This window comes from Deinococcus sp. NW-56 (assembly GCF_002953415.1).
Taxonomy (GTDB): Bacteria; Deinococcota; Deinococci; order Deinococcales; family Deinococcaceae; genus Deinococcus.
In genome coordinates this window covers 161,713-187,728 of record NZ_CP026517.1, presented here as the reverse complement: position 1 = coordinate 187,728, position 26,016 = coordinate 161,713, and the positions used below count along the sequence as shown (strand labels likewise).

30 protein-coding genes and 2 pseudogenes are annotated in these 26,016 nt (G+C 66.5%); 14 read left to right on the top strand and 18 right to left on the bottom strand.

What is annotated here, in order from left to right; genetic code table 11:
* The 3 genes from C3K08_RS14755 to C3K08_RS14745 all read left to right on the top strand — a co-directional run bounded on the left by C3K08_RS14755 (nt 1) and on the right by C3K08_RS14745 (nt 1,982).
* Nucleotides 1–501, top strand: a complete 501-nt coding sequence (locus C3K08_RS14755; protein ID WP_104992229.1) for a hypothetical protein — start codon at nt 1–3, stop codon at nt 499–501.
* Nucleotides 498–1,103 carry a hypothetical protein gene (locus C3K08_RS14750; protein WP_104992228.1) on the top strand — a complete coding sequence of 202 codons (606 nt, stop codon included), beginning with the start codon at nt 498–500 and terminating at the stop codon, nt 1,101–1,103. The genes C3K08_RS14755 and C3K08_RS14750 overlap by 4 nt, the downstream gene beginning before the upstream one ends.
* A 105-nt stretch (nt 1,104–1,208) precedes the next feature.
* Nucleotides 1,209–1,982 carry a hypothetical protein gene (locus C3K08_RS14745; protein ID WP_158679974.1) on the top strand — a complete coding sequence of 258 codons (774 nt, stop codon included), beginning with the start codon at nt 1,209–1,211 and terminating at the stop codon, nt 1,980–1,982.
* Nucleotides 1,983–2,292: 310 nt separating this feature from the next.
* On the opposite strand, the gene C3K08_RS14735 is transcribed toward C3K08_RS14745, so the two are convergent.
* The 3 genes from C3K08_RS14735 to C3K08_RS18955 all read right to left on the bottom strand — a co-directional run bounded on the left by C3K08_RS14735 (nt 2,293) and on the right by C3K08_RS18955 (nt 5,144).
* Nucleotides 2,293–3,090 (bottom strand): IS5 family transposase, encoded by a 798-nt coding sequence (locus tag C3K08_RS14735; RefSeq protein ID WP_104989958.1) that lies wholly within the window; start codon nt 3,088–3,090, stop codon nt 2,293–2,295.
* A gap of 82 nt (nt 3,091–3,172) precedes the next feature.
* Nucleotides 3,173–4,471 (bottom strand): IS701 family transposase, encoded by a 1,299-nt coding sequence (locus C3K08_RS14730; RefSeq protein ID WP_104989851.1) that lies wholly within the window; start codon nt 4,469–4,471, stop codon nt 3,173–3,175.
* Between the two features lie 115 nt (nt 4,472–4,586).
* Nucleotides 4,587–5,144, bottom strand: a complete 558-nt coding sequence (locus C3K08_RS18955) for a transposase (protein ID WP_158679972.1) — start codon at nt 5,142–5,144, stop codon at nt 4,587–4,589.
* On the opposite strand from C3K08_RS18955, the gene C3K08_RS14720 reads away from it, so the two are divergent.
* The 4 genes from C3K08_RS14720 (at nt 5,143) to C3K08_RS18945 (ending at nt 7,516) form a co-directional block, all read left to right on the top strand.
* A complete protein-coding gene (locus C3K08_RS14720; RefSeq protein ID WP_104992224.1) occupies nt 5,143–5,409 on the top strand; it encodes a transposase in 267 nt (88 codons plus the stop codon). The two genes, C3K08_RS18955 and C3K08_RS14720, sit on opposite strands and share 2 nt — an antisense overlap.
* 115 nt (nt 5,410–5,524) lie before the next feature.
* A protein-coding gene (locus C3K08_RS14715) for an IS3 family transposase (protein WP_104992223.1) occupies nt 5,525–6,690 on the top strand; the annotation gives its coding sequence in 2 pieces (ribosomal slippage) (nt 5,525–5,795 and nt 5,795–6,690; 1,167 coding nt in all).
* A gap of 77 nt (nt 6,691–6,767) precedes the next feature.
* A complete protein-coding gene (locus C3K08_RS18950) occupies nt 6,768–7,376 on the top strand; it encodes an IS3 family transposase (protein ID WP_104992222.1) in 609 nt (202 codons plus the stop codon).
* Nucleotides 7,262–7,516, top strand: a complete 255-nt coding sequence (locus C3K08_RS18945; protein ID WP_369848621.1) for a transposase — start codon at nt 7,262–7,264, stop codon at nt 7,514–7,516. The genes C3K08_RS18950 and C3K08_RS18945 overlap by 115 nt, the downstream gene beginning before the upstream one ends.
* Here C3K08_RS18945 and C3K08_RS18025 read toward each other — a convergent pair.
* Nucleotides 7,449–7,919: a hypothetical protein gene (locus tag C3K08_RS18025; protein WP_158679970.1), complete on the bottom strand. Its 471-nt coding sequence runs from the start codon at nt 7,917–7,919 to the stop codon at nt 7,449–7,451. The genes C3K08_RS18945 and C3K08_RS18025 overlap by 68 nt on opposite strands.
* Before the next feature lie 126 nt (nt 7,920–8,045).
* Nucleotides 8,046–8,195 (bottom strand): annotated as a pseudogene (locus tag C3K08_RS14700) (IS4 family transposase); the annotation flags it as partial.
* Nucleotides 8,196–8,726: 531 nt separating this feature from the next.
* On the opposite strand from C3K08_RS14700, the gene C3K08_RS18940 reads away from it, so the two are divergent.
* The 3 genes from C3K08_RS18940 to C3K08_RS14690 all read left to right on the top strand — a co-directional run bounded on the left by C3K08_RS18940 (nt 8,727) and on the right by C3K08_RS14690 (nt 10,668).
* Nucleotides 8,727–9,038 carry a transposase gene (locus C3K08_RS18940; protein ID WP_158679968.1) on the top strand — a complete coding sequence of 104 codons (312 nt, stop codon included), beginning with the start codon at nt 8,727–8,729 and terminating at the stop codon, nt 9,036–9,038.
* Nucleotides 8,924–9,298: a transposase gene (locus tag C3K08_RS18935; protein ID WP_369848620.1), complete on the top strand. Its 375-nt coding sequence runs from the start codon at nt 8,924–8,926 to the stop codon at nt 9,296–9,298. The genes C3K08_RS18940 and C3K08_RS18935 overlap by 115 nt, the downstream gene beginning before the upstream one ends.
* Nucleotides 9,299–9,576: 278 nt before the next feature.
* Nucleotides 9,577–10,668, top strand: a complete 1,092-nt coding sequence (locus C3K08_RS14690) for a transposase (protein ID WP_102128614.1) — start codon at nt 9,577–9,579, stop codon at nt 10,666–10,668.
* Between the two features lie 149 nt (nt 10,669–10,817).
* Here C3K08_RS14690 and C3K08_RS14685 read toward each other — a convergent pair whose 3' ends face one another.
* The 3 genes from C3K08_RS14685 to C3K08_RS14680 form a co-directional block, all read right to left on the bottom strand.
* Nucleotides 10,818–12,263: a S8 family serine peptidase gene (locus C3K08_RS14685; protein ID WP_158679965.1), complete on the bottom strand. Its 1,446-nt coding sequence runs from the start codon at nt 12,261–12,263 to the stop codon at nt 10,818–10,820.
* A gap of 244 nt (nt 12,264–12,507) precedes the next feature.
* Nucleotides 12,508–13,002: a hypothetical protein gene (locus tag C3K08_RS18015; RefSeq protein ID WP_158679964.1), complete on the bottom strand. Its 495-nt coding sequence runs from the start codon at nt 13,000–13,002 to the stop codon at nt 12,508–12,510.
* Nucleotides 12,999–13,508, bottom strand: coding sequence for an IS630 family transposase (locus tag C3K08_RS14680; protein ID WP_104992218.1), 510 nt, complete (start codon nt 13,506–13,508; stop codon nt 12,999–13,001). Before C3K08_RS14680 ends, C3K08_RS18015 begins: the two co-directional genes overlap by 4 nt.
* Before the next feature lie 8 nt (nt 13,509–13,516).
* Here C3K08_RS14680 and C3K08_RS18615 point away from each other — a divergent pair.
* Both C3K08_RS18615 and C3K08_RS14670 read left to right on the top strand, forming a co-directional pair.
* Nucleotides 13,517–13,912: pseudogene (locus C3K08_RS18615) on the top strand (helix-turn-helix domain-containing protein); the annotation flags it as partial.
* Nucleotides 13,852–14,637, top strand: a complete 786-nt coding sequence (locus tag C3K08_RS14670) for an IS630 family transposase (protein ID WP_104992216.1) — start codon at nt 13,852–13,854, stop codon at nt 14,635–14,637. The pseudogene C3K08_RS18615 and the gene C3K08_RS14670, both read left to right, overlap by 61 nt.
* A 316-nt stretch (nt 14,638–14,953) precedes the next feature.
* On the opposite strand, the gene C3K08_RS14665 is transcribed toward C3K08_RS14670, so the two are convergent.
* From C3K08_RS14665 to C3K08_RS14635, 7 genes are all read right to left on the bottom strand, one after another.
* Complete coding sequence (locus tag C3K08_RS14665; protein ID WP_104992215.1) at nt 14,954–15,727, bottom strand: IS982 family transposase; 774 nt, start codon at nt 15,725–15,727, stop codon at nt 14,954–14,956.
* Between the two features lie 47 nt (nt 15,728–15,774).
* Nucleotides 15,775–16,134: a helix-turn-helix domain-containing protein gene (locus C3K08_RS14660; RefSeq protein ID WP_104992214.1), complete on the bottom strand. Its 360-nt coding sequence runs from the start codon at nt 16,132–16,134 to the stop codon at nt 15,775–15,777.
* 17 nt (nt 16,135–16,151) lie between these two features.
* On the bottom strand, nt 16,152–18,257 hold the full coding sequence (locus C3K08_RS14655) for an MBL fold metallo-hydrolase RNA specificity domain-containing protein (protein WP_104992213.1): 2,106 nt from the start codon (nt 18,255–18,257) through the stop codon (nt 16,152–16,154).
* 45 nt (nt 18,258–18,302) lie between these two features.
* Complete coding sequence (locus tag C3K08_RS14650) at nt 18,303–19,154, bottom strand: HPP family protein (protein WP_158679963.1); 852 nt, start codon at nt 19,152–19,154, stop codon at nt 18,303–18,305.
* Nucleotides 19,155–19,206: 52 nt separating this feature from the next.
* Nucleotides 19,207–19,995 carry an SDR family NAD(P)-dependent oxidoreductase gene (locus C3K08_RS14645; protein ID WP_104992211.1) on the bottom strand — a complete coding sequence of 263 codons (789 nt, stop codon included), beginning with the start codon at nt 19,993–19,995 and terminating at the stop codon, nt 19,207–19,209.
* Nucleotides 19,996–20,087: 92 nt separating this feature from the next.
* Nucleotides 20,088–21,323: a sugar MFS transporter gene (locus tag C3K08_RS14640; protein WP_104992210.1), complete on the bottom strand. Its 1,236-nt coding sequence runs from the start codon at nt 21,321–21,323 to the stop codon at nt 20,088–20,090.
* A 112-nt stretch (nt 21,324–21,435) separates the two neighbouring features.
* Nucleotides 21,436–22,170 (bottom strand): DUF421 domain-containing protein, encoded by a 735-nt coding sequence (locus tag C3K08_RS14635; protein ID WP_104992209.1) that lies wholly within the window; start codon nt 22,168–22,170, stop codon nt 21,436–21,438.
* Between the two features lie 111 nt (nt 22,171–22,281).
* Here C3K08_RS14635 and C3K08_RS14630 point away from each other — a divergent pair, with 111 nt between their 5' ends.
* Nucleotides 22,282–23,079: an alpha/beta fold hydrolase gene (locus C3K08_RS14630; RefSeq protein ID WP_104992208.1), complete on the top strand. Its 798-nt coding sequence runs from the start codon at nt 22,282–22,284 to the stop codon at nt 23,077–23,079.
* Nucleotides 23,080–23,276: 197 nt separating this feature from the next.
* The gene (sufU, locus tag C3K08_RS14625) at nt 23,277–23,711 is read left to right on the top strand and encodes a Fe-S cluster assembly sulfur transfer protein SufU (RefSeq protein WP_104992207.1); all 435 of its coding nucleotides are present in this window, start codon (nt 23,277–23,279) and stop codon (nt 23,709–23,711) included.
* Between the two features lie 48 nt (nt 23,712–23,759).
* Here the strand turns inward: sufU and C3K08_RS14620 are convergent, their stop codons facing one another.
* The 3 genes from C3K08_RS14620 to C3K08_RS14610 all read right to left on the bottom strand — a co-directional run bounded on the left by C3K08_RS14620 (nt 23,760) and on the right by C3K08_RS14610 (nt 25,956).
* Nucleotides 23,760–25,025: a cysteine desulfurase gene (locus C3K08_RS14620; RefSeq protein ID WP_104992206.1), complete on the bottom strand. Its 1,266-nt coding sequence runs from the start codon at nt 25,023–25,025 to the stop codon at nt 23,760–23,762.
* A gap of 110 nt (nt 25,026–25,135) precedes the next feature.
* A complete protein-coding gene (locus C3K08_RS14615; protein WP_104992205.1) occupies nt 25,136–25,450 on the bottom strand; it encodes a hypothetical protein in 315 nt (104 codons plus the stop codon).
* A gap of 26 nt (nt 25,451–25,476) precedes the next feature.
* On the bottom strand, nt 25,477–25,956 hold the full coding sequence (locus C3K08_RS14610) for a sulfocyanin-like copper-binding protein (protein WP_104992204.1): 480 nt from the start codon (nt 25,954–25,956) through the stop codon (nt 25,477–25,479).
* Between the last annotated feature and the right edge of the window lie 60 nt (nt 25,957–26,016).

Here is a 26,016-nt window from a genome sequence, read left to right as displayed (position 1 = left end):
GTGTTCGTCTTCGTGCCCGACCGCCGGGCACAGGTGGGCGTGGAGCGGTTGCTCCGAGAACGGAGACTTCCCCTGGACCGGGTGCGCTTCCGCATCCTGCCCCCCACCCGCGTGCCTGACCAGGGGCAGGGACCGGCGCAGTTGAAGGTGGAGGGGACACCTTGGGGAGGGCAATATGGCTTTGAACTCACCACGGACCTGACGCCCTGGCTGGCCCAGGGAGCCTGGCGCTGCGAGCCCGTGATCAACGTGGTCGACCCCCGCAGTGGGGACGTGGTGGGAGGCTCGCCCGGCTTCTGGGGGCGTCAGGGGTGGCATCCGTGTTCGGAAGATGGCCAACCCTTGCCCTTCCCGTGGCGCGGCGCATGGAATGGGCGCCGGAGTGACGGCACACCACTGCCCGCGGGGAGGTATGAGGTCCACGCGGGCCTGAAGGTGACCCTGAAGACGGGCCGGGTCGTGTGGTTGCTGGCCCCAGTTCAGGAGCTGACGGTCCCGTGAGACGCCTGCTCCTGTGGGCCGGAGTCCCCCTCTCCCTGGCCTCCGCCGCCCCCTCCGAGGTGTTGTACACCAAGCGGTTGGACTTCCTGACGCACGTCGAGACCCGCCGGGATCTCGATCTGGGGAAAGGCTTGCGCATCGGGGTCGAGAGCGCACCGGGGGAGTACGCCTACGAGCCCCGGGTGAGCTTTCTCTTCCAGAAGCTGCGCCCGGTTCTGCCCGCCCCCTTCGCAAAGAGCTACATCCTGAACGAGGTGCCCTTCCGGGTGATTGGTCATTACCGCATCTACGCTCAGCGGCTCCTGACGCCCAGCGTGCTGACCCTGATCCTGCCCCTTGAGGACACGCGTCCGGGGGACCTGCACTTCGTTTACCTCTGGGACGGCGAGCAGTACCTGAACTGGGGACGGGCGGACGGGCAAGGCGCGTTCGTGGCCCTGGCGCAGTTCTCACCGCGCCTGAAGACCAAGGACTTCGGCTACGGGGTCCGGATCGTGATCGCCGCGGTAAGCCGTCAAGCCCTGATTCCTGTGTGTCGCCGCCGGGGAGGCACCGTCGGGGTGGACGGCTGCAACGCCTCGGGCTTCCCGGGAACGCCGTGAGGGAGCAACTGTCTCTCCCAGTCTGAGGCCCAGTCGTCCTCCCTGCGGTCAGGGTCACCCTTTGGTCGGATGCTCCCGTCGACCTCTTCCCCGGGAGACTGAGCCGTGCCTCCTTCCGTTCTCGCGGTGCCTGCCCCATGGCTGGCCCTTCTTGTGGGCCTCATGCAGGGCCTGCTGTTCTGGTGGCTTCAGCAGGGGGCTGAGGAGGCCCCGTTCCCCGCGCCCTGGTCCACCGTTCTGACGGTCCCCGTGGTGATGCTCCCCCTGGCCTTCTCCTTGCTGGGGGCCTTCCTGACCCAGGAGGCCCGACTCACCTGGGGCACCCTGGGCGTCACGGCCTTCACTGCCCTCGCCGTGCTCTCGCACCTGGCCCTGGGCACCGCGGGAACGGCGGCTCTGGGGGGCATTATCGGCGTGGTCGGTCTGCTGTTCGTCCAGGTGGCCTCCCTCGCAGGAACCTGGCGCTTCCCCTACTCACTGCTGTTCCGCGGCCTAGTCATGACCGCCACCCTGCTGGTCGGGGTCACGCTGTTCACCGGCGTGATGGGCCTGCTGATCGCGCTGGTGTCGGCCCTCTTCGGCGGCATCGGCTTGGGCGCCGTGCCCCGCTTCCTGCGAGAGCCCTGGGTCTTCCTGCCCCTCGCTGGAGCGGCCTTCGCCTTCAGCGTGACCCGGCTGCGCACCCGCCCCGAGTTGCTGGAGACCCCAGTCCGTGTCCTGCTGACGGTGCTGTTGTTGCTGCTGCCTCCCGCCGCGGTGCTGACCGGGCTCTTCGTGCTGGCCCTACCGGTTGTGGGCCTGCACAGCGCCGAACGCCTGTTCGAGGGCCTGCCCTCGTCGTCCACCTACCTCGCCCTGACCTGGCCGTGCTGCTGCTGACCCAGGCGGCGTATCAGGATGGAGAGGAGCGCCCAGTCGGGCAAGACGGGGCGCGGAGGCTCGCGTCGGGGACTCTGTTCCTGCTGCCCCTCTTTCCGATGCTCGCGCTGTATGGCCTTTCCCAGCGGGTCATGGAGTACGGCCTGACGGAAGCGCGGGTCGTCGGTTTTGCCGCGGCTGCCGTGCTCCTGGTCGCGGCTGTGGGGACGGCCTTGGACCGCCCGGCGCTCGTCTCCCTGGCTCGCCTGGCTCGAAGGCGTGGGGCGGGTCAATACGGCCGTACTGGTCCTCTTAGAGGCTGCCAAGAACCCTAAGCAAAAAGTGGCGTGAGGTTGTGGCAGAGCAGAATGCAGGCGGCGAGGAAGTGGAACCCAACCAATGTGGAGGGAAGGCGTTCCAGATCTCGGCTCAGCCTCCGGAAGCGTGCCAGCCACGCAAACGAACGTTCAACCACCCAGCGTTTCGGAAGCAGGATGAACCCCTTGGTCGCTTCTGGACGCTTCACGACGACCAGCTCGACGCCCGCATCCGTCGCGTCTAACGCGGTCTGGACTCCCGTATACCCTTGATCCACGAAGGCGACTTCCACCTGTGCTCCGGTGGCTTCCTGCACCTCTAGGCACAGGTCTTTGACCTGTGCCCTGTCCTGTTCGTTGGCTGGGGAAGTGAGGATAGCCAGCACGTGTCCCAGGGTGTCCACGGCGAGGTGAACCTTGGTGCCCTTGCGCTTCTTGGCCCCGTCATAGCCCGCACGGTGACCGCTTTCAGGTGTGCTTTGGAGGGTTCGGCTGTCCATGACCACCGCGGACGGCTCGGGATCTCGACCTTGCTCCACCCGGGCCAGGATTCGCAGGTCGTGGGCGGCATTCTCGAAGCAGCCTGCCACGAACCAACGGTGCGCCTGTTGGCGCACCGTCTCCGCAGGAGGAAAGTCGTTTGGAAGATAGCTCCACTGCGCCCCCGTGCGGGCCATCCACAGCAAGGCGTTCAGGACATCCCGGATGGGGTACTTCCGTTGACCTGCATCCGCACGGCTGAGCAGCAGGTACGGGAGCAGGAACAAGTAGGTGTCGTCGTCAACGTCGCTGGGGTAGCCTCGCCGCGTCACCCACCCATTCTGCTGTTCTCAGAGCCACGCCCCTCGAGTTCGTCCCTGTTCTTGGCAGCCTCTAACTGTACTTCGGGGATATTCAGGGGCCGCTGAATAAGGCGGTGCAGGTGTGACATCGGCGGCAAGGAGGTGGCAGGGGCAAGTCCCCTGCCACCTCCGCTCGAATGGCCGGAATGGTGTCGCCTCTGAGGTCGTCGGGCTGGGTGAGGCGAAGCCATTGCAGGAAGGTCAGGGCCACCATACACAGCACGGCGTGGTGATGCAGACCTTGCCAGGACCGGCCCTCGAAGTGGTCCAGCCCGACTTCGTCCTTCAGCTCCCGGTGGCTCAGCTCACACGCCCAGCGGCGCTTGGTGACTTCCACCAACCGCGACAACGGCGTGTCAGGGGGCAGATTGCAGACGTAGTATTTGCGCTCCTCACCTCGTCGCTGTTCTCCGATGATCCAGGCGGCTTGACCCGGCAGATGTTGACTGCGAGCGTATTCCTCCCCGTCTGCCAGGCGAACGTATTCAGCCGCGAAGCGTCCGGAGAGCGGGCCTTTGGTTCCATGTCGCCATACCAGGTGCTGCCATGCAGCACCCGCCAGCACTTCTTCTACCGACAGTCGGTCCTCGGATGGGGTTGGGTGCGTCGGTTTCCTGCCCCGGAAGATCCGAGGGATGGGGATCAAGCGAACGTCCCTGGGATAGACCGTCTGCGTGCGGGTGATGCCGACCGACCACAGCAGTCCTCGCTCGGTAAGTGCCTGCCGGAACCGGGCGTTCACGCCGTACCCCGCATCCGCCAGAACCATGCCGAAGGTGACGTGTGGACGCACCCGGTCCAACTCTTTCAGCGCCAGTTCGCACTTGGTCTGTGGCGGCTGGTGTTCCAACGGAACACCAGCCGCCCTGAGCCGAGCGGGATCGTTGGTCCACTCCTGTGGCAAGAAGAGCCGTAGGGCGAGCGGAACCGGCAAGTCGTGCTGGGCCAACGTCAGGGAGACGAGGCATTGACAGGGGGTGATCTTCCCGACCTGCCCGGAATACTGACGGGCGACGCCGACAGACTTGGTGCCGAACTTTGTCAAGCAGGTGTCGTCGATGATCAGCACGGCGTCTTTGCCACCCAGCATCTGCTGAGCCCGCTGAGCGAGCAGGGTTTCCAGGGGTTCGGTCAGCCAGGGGCTGTCGGTGATGAACTGCTGGAGATGGTCCTCTTTCCCGGGCGCCACGACGGCAGCCAAGGGCTGCATGCTTTTTCGGTGGACCGTGCTGCACAATCCACGGACGTACAGAGGCGCCCAGGTCCGCTGGGCTCGGTGGCGAAAATGCACCAGAAAGGGCGCAAACCAGGTAGGGAAATGTCGGGTCCAGCGAGGCAGAGAACGAGCCATAGCACAGGGGCCAGCATCTCGGATGCTGGCCCCTGTGTCCCCTCCCTGAATATTCCCGAAGTACAGCTAAGGCGAAGCGCCGGACGGACATCTGAGAGCCTGTTTGAAAAGGGTGTCAGCAGGGATCAAGACGGCGAAGCATGAGGCGAATATTGGCGAGATAGCACCAAGTCTCTGTGGTCTGAGGTCGTCCCTCGAAGTCTCTGCTCAACCGACGGGAACGGGTCAACCAGGCTAGAGAACGCTCCACCACCCATCGTCTGGGTAAGACTTGAAAGCCGCGTGCGCCCGGTTCCGGGCGCACGACTTCGATTCTCCAACCACAGAGGGCTTTGACCCACCTCACCAGACCTGCCTGATAGCCCCGGTCCACCCACACCAGTTCGATCCGAGGGAATCGGTGCCGTGCAGCGTTGAGCACAAACCGTCCGCCGTTGTGGTCCTGGACGTTCGCACTGGTGACCAGCACAAACAGCAGCAGGCCCAAGGCATCAACCAACACATGCCGTTTGCGTCCGATCAGTCGCTTGGCGGCATCTCTCCCTCTTGGTCCGGCTTGTGGACTACACCGGACCGATTGTGCGTCCAGGATGGCGGCACTGGGTTCGGTGACCTTGCCCCTGTTTCCGGTGCCAGTCTGATTGCAAATCGAGCAGCAAACTTGGAGGCACATGAAAGGCAAACGGTACACCGAACAACAGATCCTGGACATCCTCGGGCAGCTTGAGGCAGGCACGCCGCTGAGCGATCTGACGCGACTCCATGGAGTCGCGATGACGACCATCTACCGCTGGAAAGCCAAATACGGTGGGATGACCAAAGACGAGACCCGCAAGTTTCGCCAGTTGGAAGCAGAAAACCAGCGCCTGAAGAAGTTGGTAGCGGATCTGTCGCTCGACAACGCCATGCTGAAGGAGGTGGTGGGGCGAAAGTGGTGACGCCTGGGACGTCGTCCCAGGCGCAGACGCCCCTCAAAAAGCAGATGGTGACCCTGGAAGTACCGCGGTTTTGCGTACCTGAGGAAACGCCTCGACAATTCAAGCGAGGTGGGGTGTGGGAGAGCGAAAGAGGTACAGCAAAGAGTTCAAGCAGGAGGCCGTCCGGCTCGCCAAAGAGCCGGACCGGAGCGTGCTCCAGGTCGCGCAGGGCCTGGGGATCAGCGACTCGGCCCTGCACCGCTGGATGCGTGAGTTCGCAGGGCAGGGAGGGGCGGCCTTTCCCGGGCACGGGAAGCAGGTCCTGACCCCTGAGCAGGCCGAAATCAAGCGGTTGCAACGGGAGTTGGACATTGCACGTCAGGAGCGTGATGTCCTGAAAAAAGCCGTGGCCTTCTTCGCCCGGGAACAATGACGGCCTTCGAGTTCATCGAAGGGCACCGGGACGAGTTTCGTCTCGACGTGATGTGCCGCATGCTCGGCGTGACCAAGAGCGGGTACTTCACTTGGCGAGGAAGGCCGATCAGCACGAGGAAAACCAAGGATGCCGAGCTGAAGGACGAGATTGAGCGCATCCATATCAGGAGCAAGGGCCGCTACGGCGTCCCCCGGGTTCACGCCGAGTTGCGAGCTGCTGGGACGGCGTGCTCGCGTCGTCGGGTGGCCCGCCTCATGCGTGAGGCGGGCCTGCGGGGCAAGGTCCGCAAAAGGTACAAAGCCACCACCCAGGCGGACCCGGCTCACCCACCCGCCGAGGACCTGGTGCGCCGCAACTTCGAGGTCACCGCACCGAACACGGTGTGGGTCAGCGACATGTCGTACCTGCCCACAAAAGAGGGCTGGTTGTATCTGGCCGTCGTGCTGGACCTGCACTCCCGGCTGGTGGTGGGCTGGTCGATGGGGGAACGGCTCACCACGGACCTGCCGCTCTCGGCACTCAAGATGGCCTTGGACCGGCGGCGACCGCCGCCGGGACTGATCCACCATAGCGATAGGGGCAGCCAATACACGAGTTCCGCTTACCGAGGCGCCCTGGAGGCCCAGGGCGCCCTAGCGAGCATGGGCAAGAAAGGGGATTGTTTCGATAACGCCGTCGTGGAGAGCTTTTTCTCGACCCTGAAGCGAGAGCTGTTGTTGGACCACGTGTTCCACACGCGCCAGGAGGGGCGATCACAGGTGTTCGAGTACGTGGAGATGTTCTACAACCGGCAACGGCGGCACTCGTTCCTGGGCTACCGAAGCCCGGTAGAATTCGAGCGGATCAGGGAACCCGTAGCGGCGTAACCGAAAGTACGCAAAACCGAGGCAGGCCCACCCTGCTGCGGGATTCTTTTGCGGTCAGCGAACGTCGGGCCTGCCGGGTGCTGGGCTTTTCCCGGACCACGCAAAGACGGAACAGCCCCAAAAGGGAAAAAGACCAACGCCTGGTCGAGCGTCTCCGCACACTGGCCCGAGAGCGACCTCGGTTCGGGTACCGGCGGATTCACCTGATGCTGGGTCGAGAGGGCGAGACCGTCAACCACAAGCGCGTCTACCGGATCTACCGGGCTGAAGGGCTGGCCGTTCGAAAGAAGGAGCGCCGCAAGCTCAGTGTAGGAGAGCGACAGCAGAAACCGCAGGTTTCTGCGCCCAATCAGCGGTGGAGCCTCGACTTCATGTCGGACCAGCTGGCCTCCGGGCAGCGGTTTCGGGTCCTGAACGTCGTGGATGACTTCACCCGGGAGTGCCTGGTGATGCACGTCGGGACCTCCATCACCGGGCATGACGTCGTCCGCGCTCTGGAAGCGGTGGTCCGCTTCCGGGGGCACCGCAGTCGATCACCACCGACAATGGCCCAGAGTTCGCGGGCAAGGGCCTGGATCTCTGGACCCATGGGCGTGGCATCACGCACACCTTCATCCGGCCGGGGAAGCCCGTCGAGAACGCTTACATCGAGAGTTTCAACGGCCGTGTCCGGGACGAGTGTCTGAATCTGCACTGGTTCCAAAGCTTGGATCAGGCACGCCTGATCCTCTCTGCCTGGCGCCAGGACTACAACGCCGTCAGGCCGCATACCTCGCTCGGTGGACGGACCCCGAACGAATTCGCCCGCCTCGAACAGGCGGGCTGAGGTACGCTGACTTTTGCAAATCGGCTGGTACCGCAATTGGGGCACCCTCAGTTGCGTATTGCCAGCCGTCCGGATGGTGCCGACGGTACTCTTCCCACAGCAGTTGACGAGTGACGCCTTTGCGCCGCAGTTCCCGGTCAATGGCGGCCCAGTCGGGCTGGTGGGTGACACTGACGGCAGCCTGCTCACGGGTACGAAAGAGCAGCACTTCGAGCTGGACATCGTCCAGCTCTGGGGGGAGAGGCCAGCTCAGCCCCGCTTGCTGAGCGCGTGCGACGTAATCCTGCACGGTGCTGCGGGCGAGTTGGACGCTTTGTCCAATGAGGCGGTCACTGAGCTTCAGTTCCAGTTTCAACCGCAAGACTTCCCTGATTTTTCGCATGGACGCTCGCTTTCTGGTCATCCTGCAAGGATGACCAGGGGAGTCTCGTCCGCGACCGGAGGGTGCCGGAATCAACCAGCGCAGGGTGCCGGATTAGACCAGCGGAAGGTGCCGGATAACTCCAGCGACCCCCGCCGGATTACGCCAGCGTACGCAGTACAGGACGACCGTACGAGCCTGGATGACCGCCAGGACCAAGGCCGTGAAGACGACCAGGCGGCGGGCATCAAGAGGAAAGGCAGACCGCAGGGCAGTCTGCAAGGTATCGTGGGGGGGTCGGCTCCCAGGGGTTTTCATCGCAGAAACACCGTACAGGAGCCGACTTTCTGCTGCCCGTCACCCGTTTTGAAGAGTAGTCAGGTCGCCGGGTCCAGCGGTAGAAGTGGCGAATGGCCGCACGGCGGCCTAAACTGTGGCAGGGACGATATCTAGCCATATCGCTCCCCTTTTTATGCGCTCAGCACGCTATTTTTGCCCCGCAAGCCCCAGGCCCTAAACGGCGTTTGGACAGCAAAGCTGTCCGGTGGAAGACCAAGCATGAACAACCTCCTGCAAGTGAACGGCCCGCTTCCCCGTATGACGGTGATACCCGCTTCGCTGCGAACAGGAGCAAGAACTGGGTCTGATACCGAGTTCACCTGAGTGAAACCTGCGACCTGGCGTCGCCTGAATTCATCACGAACGTTCACCTGACCCGTGCACCAGAGAACGACGTTCTCGCCATTCTCCGCATCGAGGCACAGATGAACGCCAAGGGCTTTGTCCCCACGCAACATCTGATGGACGGCGGCTATATCAGCGCGGAATGGCTGGCCCTCCACCACGACAGTGAAACGCAGATCATTGGCCCGGCACGGCGTCCCAGCACGGCGTCCCAGCAACTGGCAACGACGAACCCCAGAAGCCTTCACACACGATGATTTCCAGATCGACTGGGACAAGAAGGACGTGAGGTGCCCGCAAGGCTACCTGAATTCAGCCTGGACCGAGGTGCCACGCCGTGGCACCACCTTCATCACGGTGAAATTCAGGTATCAGACCTGTGGTCGCTGTCCTGTCCGGCACCGCTGCACGAACGCCGACACCCTGAAGCGAGGCCGCACCTTACACCTTGTGCTGAGGATCGATTTCGTGCGCTGAACAGCGCACGCGCACGTCAGTCGGAGGAAGAGTGGCTGAAGGCGTACCAGGTGAGAGCTGGAATTGAGGGCACCATGTCGCAGGCCGTGCGGCGGTTTGACCTTCGCCGGGCACGGTATTGGGGCCTGGCGAAGGTCGGCCTTCAGGCTGTAAGTACCGCAGCAGCACTCAACCTGGTGCGGTTTGACGCTTGGATACAGGGCATCCCGCGTATTTCAGGAAAAGTGCCGATCTTGACACGCATTTCAGTCAGTGCCTAACTTTGCCAACGGAATCGAACAGGAACAGCAGATTGCTTTAGTAACTTGGATTACGTTTTGAGTCGTGCCAGGGCGTCAGGGCGGCGTTTTAGCAGGACAGAGGACCGGCCAGAGTTGGAACGGGGACGGGCACGGAGCGACAGGAACCTATCATTCCCTTCCCGCGTCAGGCCCCTCGCGCGATGGCCAACATGCTCAGGGCCAGGCCCACACGCTTTGGCTCAGGAGTTGCACCTGCATAACGACGGGGAAGCGCTCCCAGCCGAGAAAATCTGGGAGTGTCTACGTCACAGATTCTGGGGGAGCGCGTCCGCATTCTGGCAGATGAGTTCCTGGCCGTTCCAACCACGTCCTACCAACAGCGCAGCCTGGAGGCTGCGCTGTCGATGTTCCTGGACACTGCCACCAAAACGGCGTTGCACCGCGCTGAGTTGGTCAGCAAAAGTGCGCTGAGCCGCCTCCTGAACGAGTACCCCTGGGATACGGCACAGGGTTGGGCCATCTTGCAGCGCGCCCAGTGGGACGCGCTGCTTGTCGCGGCCCGACGAAAACACCGCCCACTCCTGCGGCTGAGTGTCGACCTGACCAGCATCGAAAAAAAGGGCAGCACGCTGCCCTTCGTTCGCGTCTACAACGAGGTTCACGGCATCCATCTGGTCGTGTTGTTCGCCGAATACGGAGCGGTGAAGTTTCCCGTGGGGTACCGGGTCTACCGGGGCAAGGGGACAGCGACCCCAGTGACTCTGGCACGAGAACTTCTGCGAACCGTCCCAGACGCGATCCGTCGTCGATTCCGGATTCGCGTGTTAGCAGACAGCGGATTCGAATCCGCTGTCTTCCTGGATGAAGTCAGGCAGCTGGGCTTCGAGTTTGTGGTGGGCGTTCGGTCAACCCGGCGGACGATGCACCCAGGCGAGGTCACGGTGGCTGACTGTCCGCATGGAGGCTACATCGAATTGAAGAACTGGCCGCATGACCCGCTGGTGCTGGGTCGCGTCGACCGTGGAGACCGGGTGTTTCACGCGGTTTCTTCGGAACTGATGGAAGGCGACGAGGTGGTCGCCGAGGGGGCAAAGCGGTGGAGTGAGGAATCGTTCTTCAAGGAGGGCAAGCACCAGTTTGGTCTGGCGCAGTTCGCATTGCGAACTGCTGTGGGCCTGGATCGCTGGGTCCTGCTGGTGTTCCTGGCCTGGACACTGGCCATCCTGCACCGAGAGACCGGGATGACCCTGGAGGCGTGTGCTGCTCTGGCACTGATGACGGTCATGCCAGACGTTCATTTGAACCGCCTGCTCCTGACGTTCAGCAGAAACTCGGAATTTCTCCGCCAGCACGGCTATTCACTGCGCTATGCGAGGTGCAACTCCTGAGTCAGACTGGCTCCTTCTTCGAACGATCAAAGGACGCCATTGATCCTTAAAATCTCTGTCGCTGCGCCCTTGCTCTGTCACAAGACGTGGACAGCCACAGTACACCAAAAAGAAGCGCCTCTGGAGGCGTTTCTCAAGGTACCTGACGCTTAGAACCCGCTGTGGACCAGGCCACCGCCGTAGGCGGGGTCGTTGCCCTGCTTGCCGAAGTCCTGGGCCCGCTTGGCCATCTCGCTGGCAACCTGAGCAGGGTTCATCTGGCCGCCATTCTGGCCGATGATCAGGGCGGCGATGCCGGAGGCGTGCGGTGCTGCCATGCTGGTGCCGGCCGACCAGCTGTAGCGCCCACCGGCCACCGTGCTGAAGACCATGTCAAAGGCGTAGCAGAGCTGACGTACGCTGCCGACCGTGCACACATCGTTGCCCGGGAGGTCGAAGTCGCCCCCAGGAGCGGCAAAGTTCACCGCCGATGCCCCGTAGTTGCTGTACGAGGACAGTCCGTTGAGGTTGACGGTGGGGGTCTTCGCCCAGCCTTCCGGAGCGGTCGCCGAGATGGACAGGACGTGCGCACTGTCGGCCGGAACGCTGATCACGTCCGCACTGTGGTCCTTGTCGATGGCGTCGTTGCCTTCCGAGGCGATCATGGTCACGCCTTTGCGGTGGGCGTAGGTGGTCGCGCGGCTGAGGGCAGTCGTCAATTCCGCGACGTCCTTCGCACTTCCTGGAACGAAGAAGTCGTCCTTGGGATCGTCCGGCGTGCCGTTGTCGTCGGTGAAGCCGCGCTTCTGCAGGGTCGCGCCCAGGCTCATGTTGATGACGTCGGAGCCGATGTCCGCCGCGTACATGATGCCCGCGATGATCCCACCGAAAGAGCCGCTGCCGCTGTATTCGGACAGCACCTTCACCGCCACGATCTCTGCCTCCGGAGCCACGCCGATCACGCCGACGTTGTTGTCACTGGCGGCAATCGTGCCCGCCACGTGCGTTCCGTGGTTGAAAAAGACCCCCGGACGGACGAAATATTCCTCATTGGGCACGAAGGACTCGCTCAGGCCCGCATTCAGGTTGCCCACCAGGTCTGGGTGGGTCCGGTCGATGCCGCTGTCCAGCACGGCGATGCGCACGCCCTTGCCCTTAACCCCGGCGGCCCAGGCTTCCGGAGCATTCACCGCGTCAAGGCCCCACAGCAGAGAGGCGAAGGGATTGGTGCCAGTCCCCTGGATCGCAGCATTCGCGTCGACATCCTCCGCGCTGATCTCCTGGTGCTTCTCATTGGGAATCCACTGCAGGGTCACGTCGCGCACCACGATGTCGGCATACTTCCGGTACGCCGCCGGATTACGGGTGCGCACCGAGGCAAAGCCCGCGGCCTCGTTGGCGGCGATCACGGTGTCCCCGTTGCGGGCAGCAACAGCACGGAAGTTGGCCGGCAGTGCCTGGGTACTGGACACCACGTAGTTCGCCTCGCTCTGCAAGCTCTGAGTTTCCAGGAGCGCTGAAGTGGAGGCGGTCGGCGCTTCAACCTGGGTGCCGCAGCTCGCGGCGAGGACAGCAGTGACGGACAGCAGGGCCACGTTCTTCAGGTTCTTCAGCATGAGCACTCCTTGCCCAGGATGGGGCGATAGGTAACTCTTCCCGGCTCACAGAACTTGGGAGGAATCAGGGCGATGTGATTGGACTTCGCAGACACTAACACCCCTTTCAGATTTCTTACAACTTTGTTTATTCGGTCACGGTTCCCCTTTGGCTGTCTTGGTCGCGCTGAGAGTGATGGGTTCCCCGTCAGATGAAGCAGATCTGTATGGCCCTCAATCTCACTGCGCTGCCCGTCGGGCGCACTCAGTGGGACTTATCTCTCCACGGTTTCCAAACCCTCCTGGAGATGTTCCGCCCTACCGGATCTGTAACCTCGCCCACTCCGCCCAGCGACTGAGCAGTGAGGATGGTGGCTGTCTTGAAGCTCCAAGCTATGGACTGGCCGTTGACCTTCACGCTGGCCTGGTAGGTGCGGCCAGGTTCAAGAGGCTGCTTGGGAATAACGAATACGGCCCCGCTGCTCTTGAGCAGACTGCGTCCGATGTCCTGGGCACTCCGGTACCCACCCACGTAGTTGCCCGGCGCATCCTTGGTGTTGACGTACTGGGTGCTGCCATACGCACAAACAGGTACGGCCTGACCGTCCACCGTCAGGGAAGCCTCAGTCGCCGTCGTCTCCACGGCGCTGAAGGTGGCGACGATCAGGGGCAGGCCAGTACTCCCAGACTGAAACTCGGGGCAGGCTGTCAGGGGGTCCGGCCACTCGCCCCCGTTGTAACGCCCTAGTACAGCGTTCATTTAATACGAATGGCTTCGTAGTGCCGTCCTAGCGTCCGGCGGGCGACCTGGGTGGAGAACTGCCAGTTGAGGGTGACGCCCGCGCGTGAACGCGCTGCCACCCAAGCCTCGACTTCCGACCGAAGCCGTTCCAGCACTGGAATACGCCGGTTCAAGCACTGCCGCTGAAGGGCACTGAATTCCAGTTCTGCCATGTTCAGCCACGAGGCATGTTTGGGCGTGTAGACCCACTCGAAGCGGCCCACCAACCGGTGGGCCGCCTGTGGCGACATGAACTTGTAGAAACTGCCGCCGTGATGCGTATTGAGGTGGTCCTGAACCAGGGTGATCTGGACGGCTGCTGGATAGGCCCGTTCCAGGTTCTGCATGAAGGCGGTGTACTCCTCGGCGGTCCGTCGGGCACAGACCTGGACAAACCGTCGGCCTGTTTTCGGCTCGACGGCCAGCAACACAGCCGCGCTCCCAAAGCGCTGGTATTCGTAGTACAGCGTTTTTGAATTTGTCATAGTGAGGTATGAGCCGTCCTCTTCGCTATCCAGTGACTTTGAGTGCTAAGCAAGAACAGACTCTGCACGGCATGACCATGAAGGGCAGTGGCAAGGCGCGGGTCATGACCCGCGCCCGGATTCTGCTGCTGGCCCATCGACAGGTCACGGACTCGGCCATCAAGGACGCCCTCGGTATCAGCGTCCAGATGGTGCAAGCGACCCGAAAACGCTTTGCCCTGGGGGGACTGGACGCGGCGCTGTTCGATGCGCCGCATACGGGGCGACCCGCGAAGTTCGACGGCAAAGACCGGGCGGCCATCACCGCGCTGGCGTGCAGTGAGGCGCCCGAAGGTCACGCACAATGGAGTATTCGCTTGCTGGCAGAGAAGGCTGTGGAGCTGAACTTGGTCGACCACATCGCTCCGTCGACGGTGTTCTACATTCTGAAAAAAACGCGGTCCAGCCGCACCGCAAAAGGCAGTGGTGCATCGCGCACCTGACGGCGAATTTCCTCTGCGAGATGGAACGCGTTCTGGACGTGTACTCTCGGCCCTACGACGACCGTTTTCCCGTGTTGTGCTTCGATGAGCAACCCTGCTTCCTGATCGGTGACGTCATGGCCCCGGTTCCGATGGAACCGGGGCGAGTCGCCAAACAAGACTACGAATACCAGCGCTTTGGGAGCGCGGCTGTGTTGCTGGCCGTCGAGCCGAAAACAGGCCGACGGTTTGTCCAGGTCTGTGCCCGACGGACCGCCGAGGAGTACACCGCCTTCATGCAGAACCTGGAACGGGCCTATCCAGCAGCCGTCCAGATCACCCTGGTTCAGGACCACCTCAATACGCATCACGGCGGCAGTTTCTACAAGTTCATGTCGCCACAGGCGGCCCACCGGTTGGTGGGCCGCTTCGAGTGGGTCTACACGCCCAAACATGCCTCGTGGCTGAACATGGCAGAACTGGAATTCAGTGCCCTTCAGCGGCAGTGCTTGAACCGGCGTATTCCAGTGCTGGAACGGCTTCGGTCGGAAGTCGAGGCTTGGGTGGCAGCGCGTTCACGCGCGGGCGTCACCCTCAACTGGCAGTTCTCCACCCAGGTCGCCCGCCGGACGCTAGGACGGCACTACGAAGCCATTCGTATTAAATGAACGCTGTAGTAGTCTTGTTTGGCGACTCGCCCCGGTTCCATCGGAACCGGGGCCATGACGTCACCGATCAGGAAGCAGGGTTGCTCATCGAAGCACAACACGGGAAAACGGTCGTCGTAGGGCCGAGAGTACACGTCCAGAACGCGTTCCATCTCGCAGAGGAAATTCGCCGTCAGGTGCGCGATGCACCACTGCCTTTTGCGGTGCGGCTGGACCGCGTTTTTTTCAGAATGTAGAACACCGTCGACGGAGCGATGTGGTCGACCAAGTTCAGCTCTACAGCCTTCTCTGCCAGCAAGCGAATACTCCACGCCGTTTAGGGCTGAGCAAGGTTGTGCGCGAGGACGGCTAGGACGACACGGAAGCGAAGGGAGGCGAGCGTCTTCGTCTGAACGGAGCGGATTTGGGCCTCCACCAATTGGGAGAAGACGGTTTCAATGCGCTTGCGTAACTTTGGGTGGCGGTCTTCCCGCCACCCGGTGTCGTACCGGGAGTTTTTCTTGGGTGGGAACACGTATCCCAGGCAGCAGTAGCCCTTATCACCGATGATCTTTGGCCCGCCGAACTCCGGCCATCTGCGGTTCAGCTCGTAGCTCACCGTGGTGTCGTGAAGGTTGGCGGGCTTCAGCAGGTACTGGACGATTTCACCCTCCGGCGTCACCCAAGCGTGGAGCTTGTAGCCGTACACGTCGCCCTGCGTCCCAAACCCCCACCTGGCGCCAGGAAACGCGCAGCGTTTCCCTCGTTTGGGTCGGCAGACCGGAAGCGGCATCGAGTCGATGATGATCTCTGTGCAGCGTCTGGCTGGGCTGGCGACAGCTTCGAGGCGGTTCAGGAGACGGAGGCCACGGGTGTAAGCCTGGGTGTATGAGGGAAGACCGCTGCGGTCTTCCCTCAGCATCTGCCACCAAATCGACGGAAACGGATGCTTGAAGACGAGACGGCTGAGCAGCAATGCCACCAACAGCGCATCGCTGAGCTTCTGGTGTTTGAATCGCTTGTGGTCGCTGAAATGCCGTTTGGCCCAGCGGTGAAGCTGACGAATGACGGTTCGCCGACCTAAACTGTGGTGGAGACGGTATCTACCCATACCGTCTCCATTTTTTCTCGTCCCCGCACTGCCCGAGACCACCTGACTCAAGCCCTAAACGGCGTACTCCATTGTGCGTGACCTTCGGGCGCCTCACTGCACGCCAGCGCGGTGATGGCCGCCCGGTCTTTGCCGTCGAACTTCGCGGGTCGCCCCGTATGCGGCGCATCGAACAGCGCCGCGTCCAGTCCCCCCAGGGCAAAGCGTTTTCGGGTCGCTTGCACCATCTGGACGCTGATACCGAGGGCGTCCTTGATGGCCGAGTCCGTGACCTGTCGATGGGCCAGCAGCAGAATCCGGGCGCGGGTCATGACCCGCGCCTTGCCACTGCCCTTCATGGTCATGCCGTGCAGAGTCTGTTCTTGCTCAGCACTCAAAGTCACTGGATAGCGAAGAGGACGGCTCATACCTCACTATGACAAATTCAAAAACGCTGTACTAGGTCCGTCGTCGCGCCGTTGCCAGGAAAGGTCAATGGCGCCGCGCCGGCACTGATGCCTTCCTTGAGGGAGGTAATGCCACTGCCCATGCGGGCGTATCGTCCGGACGCGTCGAGCTGAGTGAACGTACCGATGCCAACGGACGTCTGGGTGGGCTGCAGCATGCCCAGGGCGTGGAAGGGGGCCGTGAACAACGTGGTCGTGGCCGGAGTGATGCTCGCGAGTGCACCCGGCGCGGTGAACGCGATGGACAGGTTGCTGCGGGTGGCACAGGCCTGGCCTTCCGGCGAGGCATGGGGCAGGCTGGAGTGCTGGGCGGCGGGTAGGGCCAGGGTGCAGGAGGACGCCGAGACCCCCGACCCCGAGGCCCACGAGTTCCCCGACGAGGAGGAGGCCGAGGGAGCGCCCCCGCCCCTGCCCGTCGCCGCCGGGCCGCGCCCGCTGCCCCCGGACGACCCGGTGCCCTTCGCGCCGCCCCTACAAGGAGTCCAGGATGTTCGGGCGTCTCTTGGTTCCGCTGGTTTTCTCAGGCGGCGCCGCGCGTGCCCTGGACACGGCGCGGACCCACTTTCCCGCGGCGAGCGGGGGCGACGGTGCCGCTCCTGACCGTGCGGGCCGTGCAGGTGAACGCGAAGACCGGGGAACCTGCCCTGCGGGCGCTTACCCTCCGGCCTGCCCCCGGCGGGGGGAGCGGACCTCTGCGGCTCCCCGCCTCCCAGGTCCAGCGGCTCGCCCCGCCGCAGGATCTGCACGGCCCGGCCCCGCGCCGCGAGGTCGTGCCCGAAGGCCTCCATCGTGGGCCGCTCCCCGTGGACGAGCAGCACCCGGGCCGCGCCGGTCGGCTCCAGCCACGCGAGCAGGTCGTCGCGGTCGGCGTGGGCGGAAAAGCCCCCGATGGTGTGGATGCTGGCCCGCACCGGCACCTCCTCCCCGAACAGGCGCACCTGCCGTGCCCCACCGATCAGCTCGGCGCCCAGGGTGCCCGGCGCCTGAAAGCTCACGATCACCACGCTGGTCTCCGGGCGGCCCAGGCGGTGGCGCAGGTGGTGGCGCACCCGGCCGCCATTCGTCATTCCCGACCCCGCCAGGATCACCATCGGGCCGCTGCGGGCGTTCAGAGCACGCGACTCGCCGGGCGACCCCAGCACCCGCAGGCCCGGCGGGTGAAAGGGGTCCTCGCCGCGCGAGAGTGCTCCCGCCACGCCGGATTCGAACTCGGACGCGTACTCGCGGTACAGCCGGGTGACCTGGGCGGCCATCGGCGAGTCGAGAAACACCGGGACCGCCGGAATCTCCCCGGCGTCCATCAGGCGCCCCAGGAAGTACAGCAGGTTCTGGGCACGCTCCAGCGCGAAGCTGGGAATGATCACGGCGCCCCCCAGCCGCAGGCTGCGCCGCAGCACGTCCCGGAACTCGGCCACGGTGTCGGCCAGCGAGCGGTGGGTGCGGTCGGCGTAGGTCGTCTCCACGACGGCGGCGTCGCAGGCAAAGGGCAGCGTGAAATCCGGCTGCAGGGCCGAGTTGCAGTTGCCCAGGTCCCCGGACAAGACGGCGCGGCCCTCCGGCGCCTCGACCTCGTAGAACACGCTGCCCAGGATGTGCCCCGCCGGGCGGGCGGTCACGGTCACGCGCCCGAAGCGCCGGGGCTGGTGCGGGGTCATGTCCGGCGTCAGGCGCCGCAGCGTCTCCCGGACGAGCGCCTCGTCGTAGAGGGGACCCTCCGGGGGGGCGCTCCCCACCCGGCGGTGAGACCGGCGCTGCTCGCGGGCGTGGTCCTCCTGCTGCACGCGGGCGCTGTCGAGCAGCACGACCTCGGCGACGCGGGCGGTCGGCCCGCTGCAGTGAATCCGGCCCCGGAAGCCCCCCGCCACCAGCAGCGGCAGCCGTCCCAGGTGGTCGAGGTGCGCGTGCGTGAGCAGCGCCGCGTCCACGCTGGCCGGATCGAAGCCGAGCGGCTCCCGGTTCAGCGCCTCGGCGTCCAGGCCGCCCTGAAAGAGGCCGCAGTCCACCAGGACCCGCTGCCCCCCCACCTCCAGCAGGTGAGCGCTGCCCGTGACCGTTTCCGCCGCTCCCCAACTCGTCAGCCGCATGGGTTCCTCCCACCGGCAGCGTGAGGGCGCCGGGTTACGCGGCCATTACGGCGCCGGGGCGCGGGTCCGGCCCGCGACGGCGCTGAGCACGTCGGTGACGGTGACGACGCCCAGCAGCCGCCCGCCCTCGCTGATCACCGGCAGGCCGTACACGTCCCGGTCCAGCATCCGCACCAGCGCCGTGTGCAGGGGGTCACTCTCCAGCAGGTAGCCGCTCGGGGGCCGCATCAGCTCGCGCACCGCCCGGCCCTGCAGGACGCGGGAACCCTCCGGCGACCGGGAGCCGGGCGCGGCTTCCCCCCGCTCGGCCTCGGCCGCCAGGTCGCGGGCATGAATCACCCCGACGAGCCGCTCCCCCTCCAGCACCGGCAGCACGTGCAGCCCGGTCTCGCGCAGTTCCCGCGCGGCCTCGGTGGCGGGCGTGTCCGGGGCCACCGTCCTGACCGCGCGGGTCATCTGCTGGGCCACCAGCCCCCAGGTCAGGCGGGCGCGGCGCACCCCGGCCCGCAGCACGTCCCGCCGGGTGAGCATCCCCGCCAGCCCGCCCGCCGGGTCGAGGACCGGCAGGGCCTCCACCCCCGCGTCCAGCATCCGGGAGATCGCCGCCCCCAGCGGCTCGTCAGGCTGCGCGGTCAGGGCCGGGGCCGTCATCACGTCCTCCACGCACGTGCGCCCCAGCGCGGCGGCGAAGTCCCAGGCGGAGCGGCCCCCGGCGAGCCGCGACAGGTGCCGCCGCACGTCCCCGGCGGTCACGATCCCCACCACCCGGCCTTCCCGCAGCACGGGCACCCGGCGCTGCCCCGAGCGTTCCATCGTCTCCACGGCGGCACTCAGCGGTGCGTCTGCCCCGAGGCCCGTCCCCGGCCTGCTCGCCGCCTCGCCCACGGTCAGGTCCACGGTCCTCCCCTCCTTTCTCCCCGCTCCCTGGGCCATGTTCCCTGGGCTGTGGTCACTGGGCCGTGTACCCGCCGTCCACCACGAACTCCGCGCCCGTCACGAAGGAGGCCTCGTCCGAGGCGAGAAAGGCGATCACGCTCGCCACCTCCTCGGCGCGGCCCAGCCGCCCGACCGGGTGCAGGCGGGCCAGAGAGGCGAGCAGTTCGCCCTGGTGGCCGCTGCGGGCCGCGTACTCCTGCACCAGCGGCGTGTCGATAAAGCCCGGATGTACCGAGTTGACCCGGATGCCCTGCCCGGCCACCTGCAGGGCGACCGCCTTGGTGAGCAGCCGCACCGCCCCCTTGCTGGCGTGGTAGGCCGACGAGTCGGGGGATCCCACCAGCCCGTAGATGCTCGACAGGTTGACCACGGCGCCCCCGCCCGTCTGCTTCATCAGCCGCAGGGCCTCGCGGGTGCAGAGAAACACCCCGTCGAGGTTCACGGCGAGCAGCCCGCGCCAGTCCGCGAGCGAGACGTCCTCCAGCGGGCCGCCCGGACCGCCAATTCCCGCGTTGTTCACCAGCACGTCGACCCGCCCGTGCCGGTGTTCGATCTCGGCGAAGACCCGGCGCACGTCCTCCTCGCGGGACACGTCGCAGGCGTACCCCTCCGCGAAGCCGCCCGCGGCGTTCACCCGGTCGGCGGCGGCCTGCGCCTCCCCGGCCCGGAGGTCGAGGAGCATCACCGCCCCGCCCTCGGCGGCCAGCCGCTGCGCCGTCGCCTCCCCGATGCCCTTGGCGCCGCCCGTGACCACACAGACCCTGTCCTGAAACCGTCGGCGTGCCGCCTGTTCGTGTGTCATGTCTTCCCCCTGGGTGGCGGGGGGCCGGTGGGCACCCTGAAGGACGTGCCTCGCCCCCCCATTCAGCCTTGGGCCGGGGGATTACCGGGGTGTTACCGTTCTCCGGCGGCGGGGCCGGGCACCCGCGCCGGGGCGGCCTCTCCGCCGCCCACCCGCATGAACACCTCGTACAGCGCGAGCAGCAGCGCGGCCAGCACGGCGACCGCCGCCCCGATCAGTTCCAACCCGCCCCAGCGCGAGAGCACGCCCACGAGCGCAGTGAGCGCGGCCCCGCCCAGCCCGGCGGCGGCGACCTGAAAGCCGATGGCGCTGTCCGCGTGCGCCTGCCCGACGCGCCCCGGCGTCAGGCTGATCAGCGAGGCGAAGATGGGTGCGAGGAAAAACCCGATCATCATCAGCCCGGCGACCGAGAGGGCGCGGGTCGGCTCCAGCCACAGCAGCCCCGCCCCGGCGACGCTGGCGATCAGGCACCCCCGCAGCGTGCCCACCAGCGGCACCCGGTGGGCGACGGCCCCGAAGAGAATCCGCCCCACCATCAGGCTGCCCCAGTACAGGCCCACGAACAGCCCCGCCTGCGTCTCCGGGACTCCGCGCCCCAGGGTCAGCAGCGAGTAGCTCCACTGGGCGGTCACCGCCTCGACCCCGGTGTACAGGAAAAAGGTCAGCATCCCCAGCCACACGACCGGGCGGCGCAGCGTGTCGCGCGTGCGGGCCGCCGGAACGGGCGCGGCGCTCTCCCCACCCGGTGCCGCTCCCGTCACCCAGCGCCGCCGGGTCAGGAAGAAGGTCAGTGCCAGCGCCACCTGGGCACTCCCCACGATCACGTAACTCCAGCGCCAGACCTGCCCCGACCCCAGCACCGCCGTCACGATCAGCGGCCCCAGGGTGGTGCCCAGTCCGAAAAAGGCGTGCAGCCAGTTCAGTGTGCGGGCGCTGAAGTGCCTCGCCCCGTAGGCGTTCAGCCCCGCGTCCACCGCGCCCCCACCCAGCCCGGCCAGAAAGCCGAACGCGAGCAGGGGCTGCCACCCCGGCGTGACCGCGAAGCCCAGCAGCGCGGCGGCGGCGGCCAGGGTCGAGAGCGCCAGCACCGTCCCGATGGGCATGACCCGCAGCAGGCGCCCGCTCAGAAAGCTGGCGACGAGGTACCCCGCCGTCTGCACCGCCGCGAGCAGGCCCAGCGCGTCGAGCGGCACCCCGAACGTTTCCCGCATGGAGGGCCACGACACCCCCAGCAGGCCGTCCGGCAGCCCCAGGCTGATAAAGGCGAGAAAGGCCAGCAGCGCGAGCAGGGGGCGGCGAGACGCGGCGGGAGAGGGCGGCGGGGTCATCGGCCCGCATTACAGCAGAGGGGGAAGAGCGCCGTGCCCCTCGCCTCCCCGGTGCCCTGGACCCGCCAGGCCGATGTCCCTGCCGCCAGGACGCGGGCAGGGGGTGTCGTGGTCAGGGCGCCGGGTCCGGCTCCGCCAGCGCCCAGGGGTCGGTCGTCGCCAGGGTCCAGTTCCGGTGCCCGCAGACGCAGGGGTCGGCCGCGCCCTGCCTCACCCGTCCACAGCGGCGGCAGGCCACCAGCCCGGTGTATCCGGCCGGGACAGCGGGCGGCGGCTGGAGGTCCCAGGGCGGCACGATGGGCAGGCCCGGCCGCACCTCCGCCTCGGGCAGCAGAAAGACCGAGAGGTGGCCCCCCTGTTCGAGATACACCCGCCGCACCTGCCCGAGGTGCTCGACCCCCTCCGGGCGCAGCCGCTCGAAGAGGTCTTCCTGACTCAGCCGGGCCTCGTGCAGCCGCCCGCCCACGATCACGCCGCCGCGCATCAGCTCGACCGGGTAGCCGTCCACGAAGGTCTCCAGCCCCCGGTGGCGGGTCATCAGCCGGGAGACGGCGCGTTGCAACCCCACCACCACCGTCAGGACCAGCAGCGCCTGCAGCAGCGGCACGTCGGCGTACAGCATGGGATCGCCCGCCGCCGACCCCAGCCCGATCACGATGGCGAACTCCAGCGGGCTAAGCTGCGCCAGCCCGCGCTTGCCCGTCATCCGCAGCAGGAGCAGCAGCCACACGAACAGGACCCCGGTGCGGAACACGAGTTCCAGCAGCAGTCCTGCGCTGGGGTCCGGCCCGAGCAGCAGCCGGGGCCAGTCGAAAGCCTGAAAGCCGGGGTCGCCCGGCGCACTCATCGGCGGGGCCGTCCGGGTGGGGAGAGGGGCCGTATCCTGTCCATGCGGGCATCATAGGCAAGGCCGCGCGGAGACCTCGGTCCCGGCGCGTGTGGCAGACTTCCCCGGTTGATGGCCCACGCCCTCCCCACTCCCGAAGACCGTTGGGTCGAGCATCCGCAGGGTCGCCTCTTCGCCCGCGTCTGGCATCCGGCGGCCCTGACGGCGAAGACACCCCTTCTCCTCTTTCACGACTCGCTGGGATCGGTGGAGCTGTGGCGCTCCTTCCCGCAGGCCTTGTGTGCTGCGACCGGGCGCCGGGTGGTCGCCTACGACCGCCTGGGCTTTGGGCGCTCCGCCCCCCGGCGCGGCCCGCTGCCCCCCGACTTCATCGCGGACGAGGCGCGGACGTTCCTGCCCGTGCTGCGCGAGTCTCTCGGCCTGGAAACCTTCACCGCCTTCGGCCACAGCGTGGGCGGGGGCATGGCGGTGGAGTGCGCGGCCCAGTGGCCGGGGGCATGCCTGGCCCTCGTCACCGAATCGGCGCAGGCTTTTGTCGAGGACCGCACCCTGGAGGGCATCCGCGTGGCCCAGGAGCAGTTCGCGGCGCCGGGGCAGCTTGAGCGCCTGGAGCGCTACCACGGCGACAAGGCCCGCTGGGTGCTGCAGGCCTGGACCGGAACGTGGCTGGCTCCGGCCTTCGCCGCGTGGTCGCTGGACCCCGCGCTGCCGGGGGTACGCTGCCCGCTGCTGGTGCTGCACGGCACCCACGACGAGTACGGCTCGGCCCGCCACCCGCAGCGGATCGGGGCGCTCTCCGGTGGCCCGGCGCGGGTGGAACTGCTGGAGGGCCTCCACCACGTGCCGCACCGGGAGGACCCCGAGCGGGTCCTGGCCCTGGTGGCCGAGTTTCTGGCCTCCCTGGACTGATACGGATTCCGGTTGAACAGTTTGTATAACTGTTCAACCCGACCGGAGAGAGAGGGAACACAACGTTCGCCGGGAAAGGAGTTCTCCCGGCGGCGCCCTCCCGCTGGGAGAACGGAGTGGACAGAAAACGTATGGCCCCCACCGGAGTCATGGTGGGGAAGGGGCCGGGCGAGTTAGCCTCCGGGCAGGAGGGTGAGATGAACAGGGCCGAAGAACTGTACCGAACGGTGATTCTCGATCACTCGCGCCATCCCCGCCACCACGGCACGCTGGCCGCTCCGACCGTGACCCAGGCGGGCCTGAACGCTTCATGCGGGGACCGCCTCTCGCTGCAACTGCGGGTCGAGGACGGGGTGATCGCGGACGTGGCCTTTACCGGCTCGGGCTGCGCCGTGTCGCAGGGGACCGCCTCGCTGATGACCGTGGCGTTGAGGGGCCGCCGGGTCGAGGACGGCCTCGCCCTCGCGGAGGCCTTCGAGCACATGCTGCGCGGCGCCGCCCCCGACCCGGCCCTGGGCGACCTCGTGGCCCTGCAGGGCGTGGCGCGTCTGCACGCCCGGACGAAGTGTGCCCTCCTGCCCTGGGACACCTTCAAGGCGGCGGTGGGGCAGGTCGGGGAGGGTTCCAACTAGAAAAGAGGCCGGGGGCGGGTGTTCGCCGCCCCCGGCCCCCCTTGCGGTTCAGGCCGAAGCGAAAAACGCCGCGCAGCGCTCCACCGACCGCAGGAAGGCGTCCACGTCCTCCGGGGTGGTGTACACGCCGAAGGAGGCCCGCGCCGTGGCGTCCACCCCCAGCGCCCGCATGGCCGGTTGGGCGCAGTGCTGCCCGGCCCGGACGGTCACGCCGTCCTCGTCGAGAAAGGTCGCCACGTCGTGCGGGTGCACCCCGCGAACGTTGAAGGAGATCACGCCCGCGCGGTCCTCCCCACGGGGGCCATAGGTCACCACGCCGGGCAGGGCGTCCAGGCCCCGCAAGGCCCGCTCCAGCAGCGCCGCCTCGTGCGTCCGCACCCGGTCCAGGCCAATCGCCTCCAGAAAGCGCACCGCCGCCGCCAATCCCACCGCCTGCGCGATGGGCGGGGTGCCCGGCTCGAAACGCAGGGGCGGGGGCGCGAAGGTCGACCCCCCGATCTCCACGGTTTCGATCATCTCCCCGCCTCCCATGAAGGGCGGCATCGCCTCCAGCAGCTCGGCCCGGCCCCACAGCGCCCCGATGCCGGTGGGGCCGTACATCTTGTGCCCGGAGAGGGCGTAGAAGTCCACGCCCAGCGCCTGCACGTCCACCGCCCGGTGCCCGGCGGCCTGCGCCCCGTCCACCAGACACAGCGCCCCCGCCGCGTGCGCCAGCCGCGCGATCTGCGCGACCGGATGCACCGTGCCCAGCACGTTGCTGACGTGCCCCACAGCGACCATCCGCACTCGGCCGGAGGCCAGCAGCTCTTGCAGGTGCCCGAGGTCGAGGCGCCCGTCCGGCGTCAGGCGAACCGCCCGCAGCCGCGCCCCGGTCGCGCCCGCTGCGAGTTGCCACGGCACGAGGTTGCTGTGGTGCTCCAGCTCGGTTACCACGATCTCGTCGCCGGGCCGCAGGTGAGACAGGCCCCAGGCGTGCGCGACGAGGTTGATCGCCTCGGTCGTGCCCCGCGTGAAGACCACGTTGCGGGGGTCCGGCGCGTTCAGGAAGGCCGCCAGCGTGGTGCGGGCGTCCTCGTACAGCTCGGTCGCCTCCTGCGCGAGGCCATACACGCCCCGGTGCACGTTGGCGTTGTGGACGATGAAAAACGCCTCCATCGCCTCCAGCACCGCGCGGGGTTTCTGGCTGGTGGCGGCGGTGTCGAGGTAGACCAGCGGGTGCCCGTTTTCCAGGCGACCCAGCAGGGGAAAGTCGGTCCGCACGTCCAGGTCGGGAACGGATGGACCGGTGGAGGTCAGCCGGGAAGAGAGGGTCATCGCAACTCCTGTCTCCGCCGCGTCGGCGGGAAGGGCGAGCGGCCCGTGCTGGGCCGGTTCACGGGAGGGCGGGAGAGCGTGTCCCCCGCCCCCCGCCAGCCTAGCCCAGCTCAGGTCAGGCGAATGGCCTCGTCCTGGGCGGCCTCCTGCTGCCGCGCCAGCGTCACGCTGAAGGTGGCTCCCTCCCGCCCCGCGTGCAGGGCCAGCGGCGTAGTTTCGTCGATCCAGGCGATCTCGCCGGGGCGCAGGCTGAGCTGCTCGTCGGGGGTGTTCAGCGAGAGGTCCCCCGTCAGGGCCGTGACGAGAACGTGGTGGTTGGGGTGCGTGTGGGTGGGAATCACCCCGTGCGGTGGCAGGGCCTTGAGCAGGGCGCGGACCTTGGTGCCCTGAACCATCACACCGGGTTCCTCGAGTCGTCTGAGCATGGGGGTCTCCTTGTGGGAATGATGGGTTACTTGAAGCTGGCGGCCTTGGCGCTGGTCGACACCTCGAACTTCACGTACTGGCCGCCCATCCCGTGTCCGGGGACGCCGCAGATCAGCACGTACTGCCCGGCCTTATTCGCCTTGAAGGTGAAGGTGTCGGCTTTGACCACGCCCTGGAGGGGTTCCTTCGTCGCCGCGCCCGCGAAGGCTGCCGCGTCCGTGTCATAGGAGAGGGCCGGGGCGCCCGCCCTGGCGAGCACCACGCTGTGGGGCATGGCGCCCGCGTTGGTGAACTTCAGGGTGACGGTCCAGCCCAGCGGCACTGTGAAGGTCTTGCCTCCCTTCGAGGCTCCATTGAAGTTCAGGCCCGAGTTGCTCGTGTCACTCTGGGCGACCACGTTGAGAACGGCGGTTTTCTGGGCGGCGTTGCTGGAGACGGCGGGGGCGGCGGCTAGGACGGAGGCATTCAGGGCGAGCAGGGCGGCGAGGGCGAGGGGAAGGCGCATGGAAACTCCTTGTCGGGAAAAGAGAAGGAAAGACCCGGTGGGAGGCACTGGGTCCGGGAA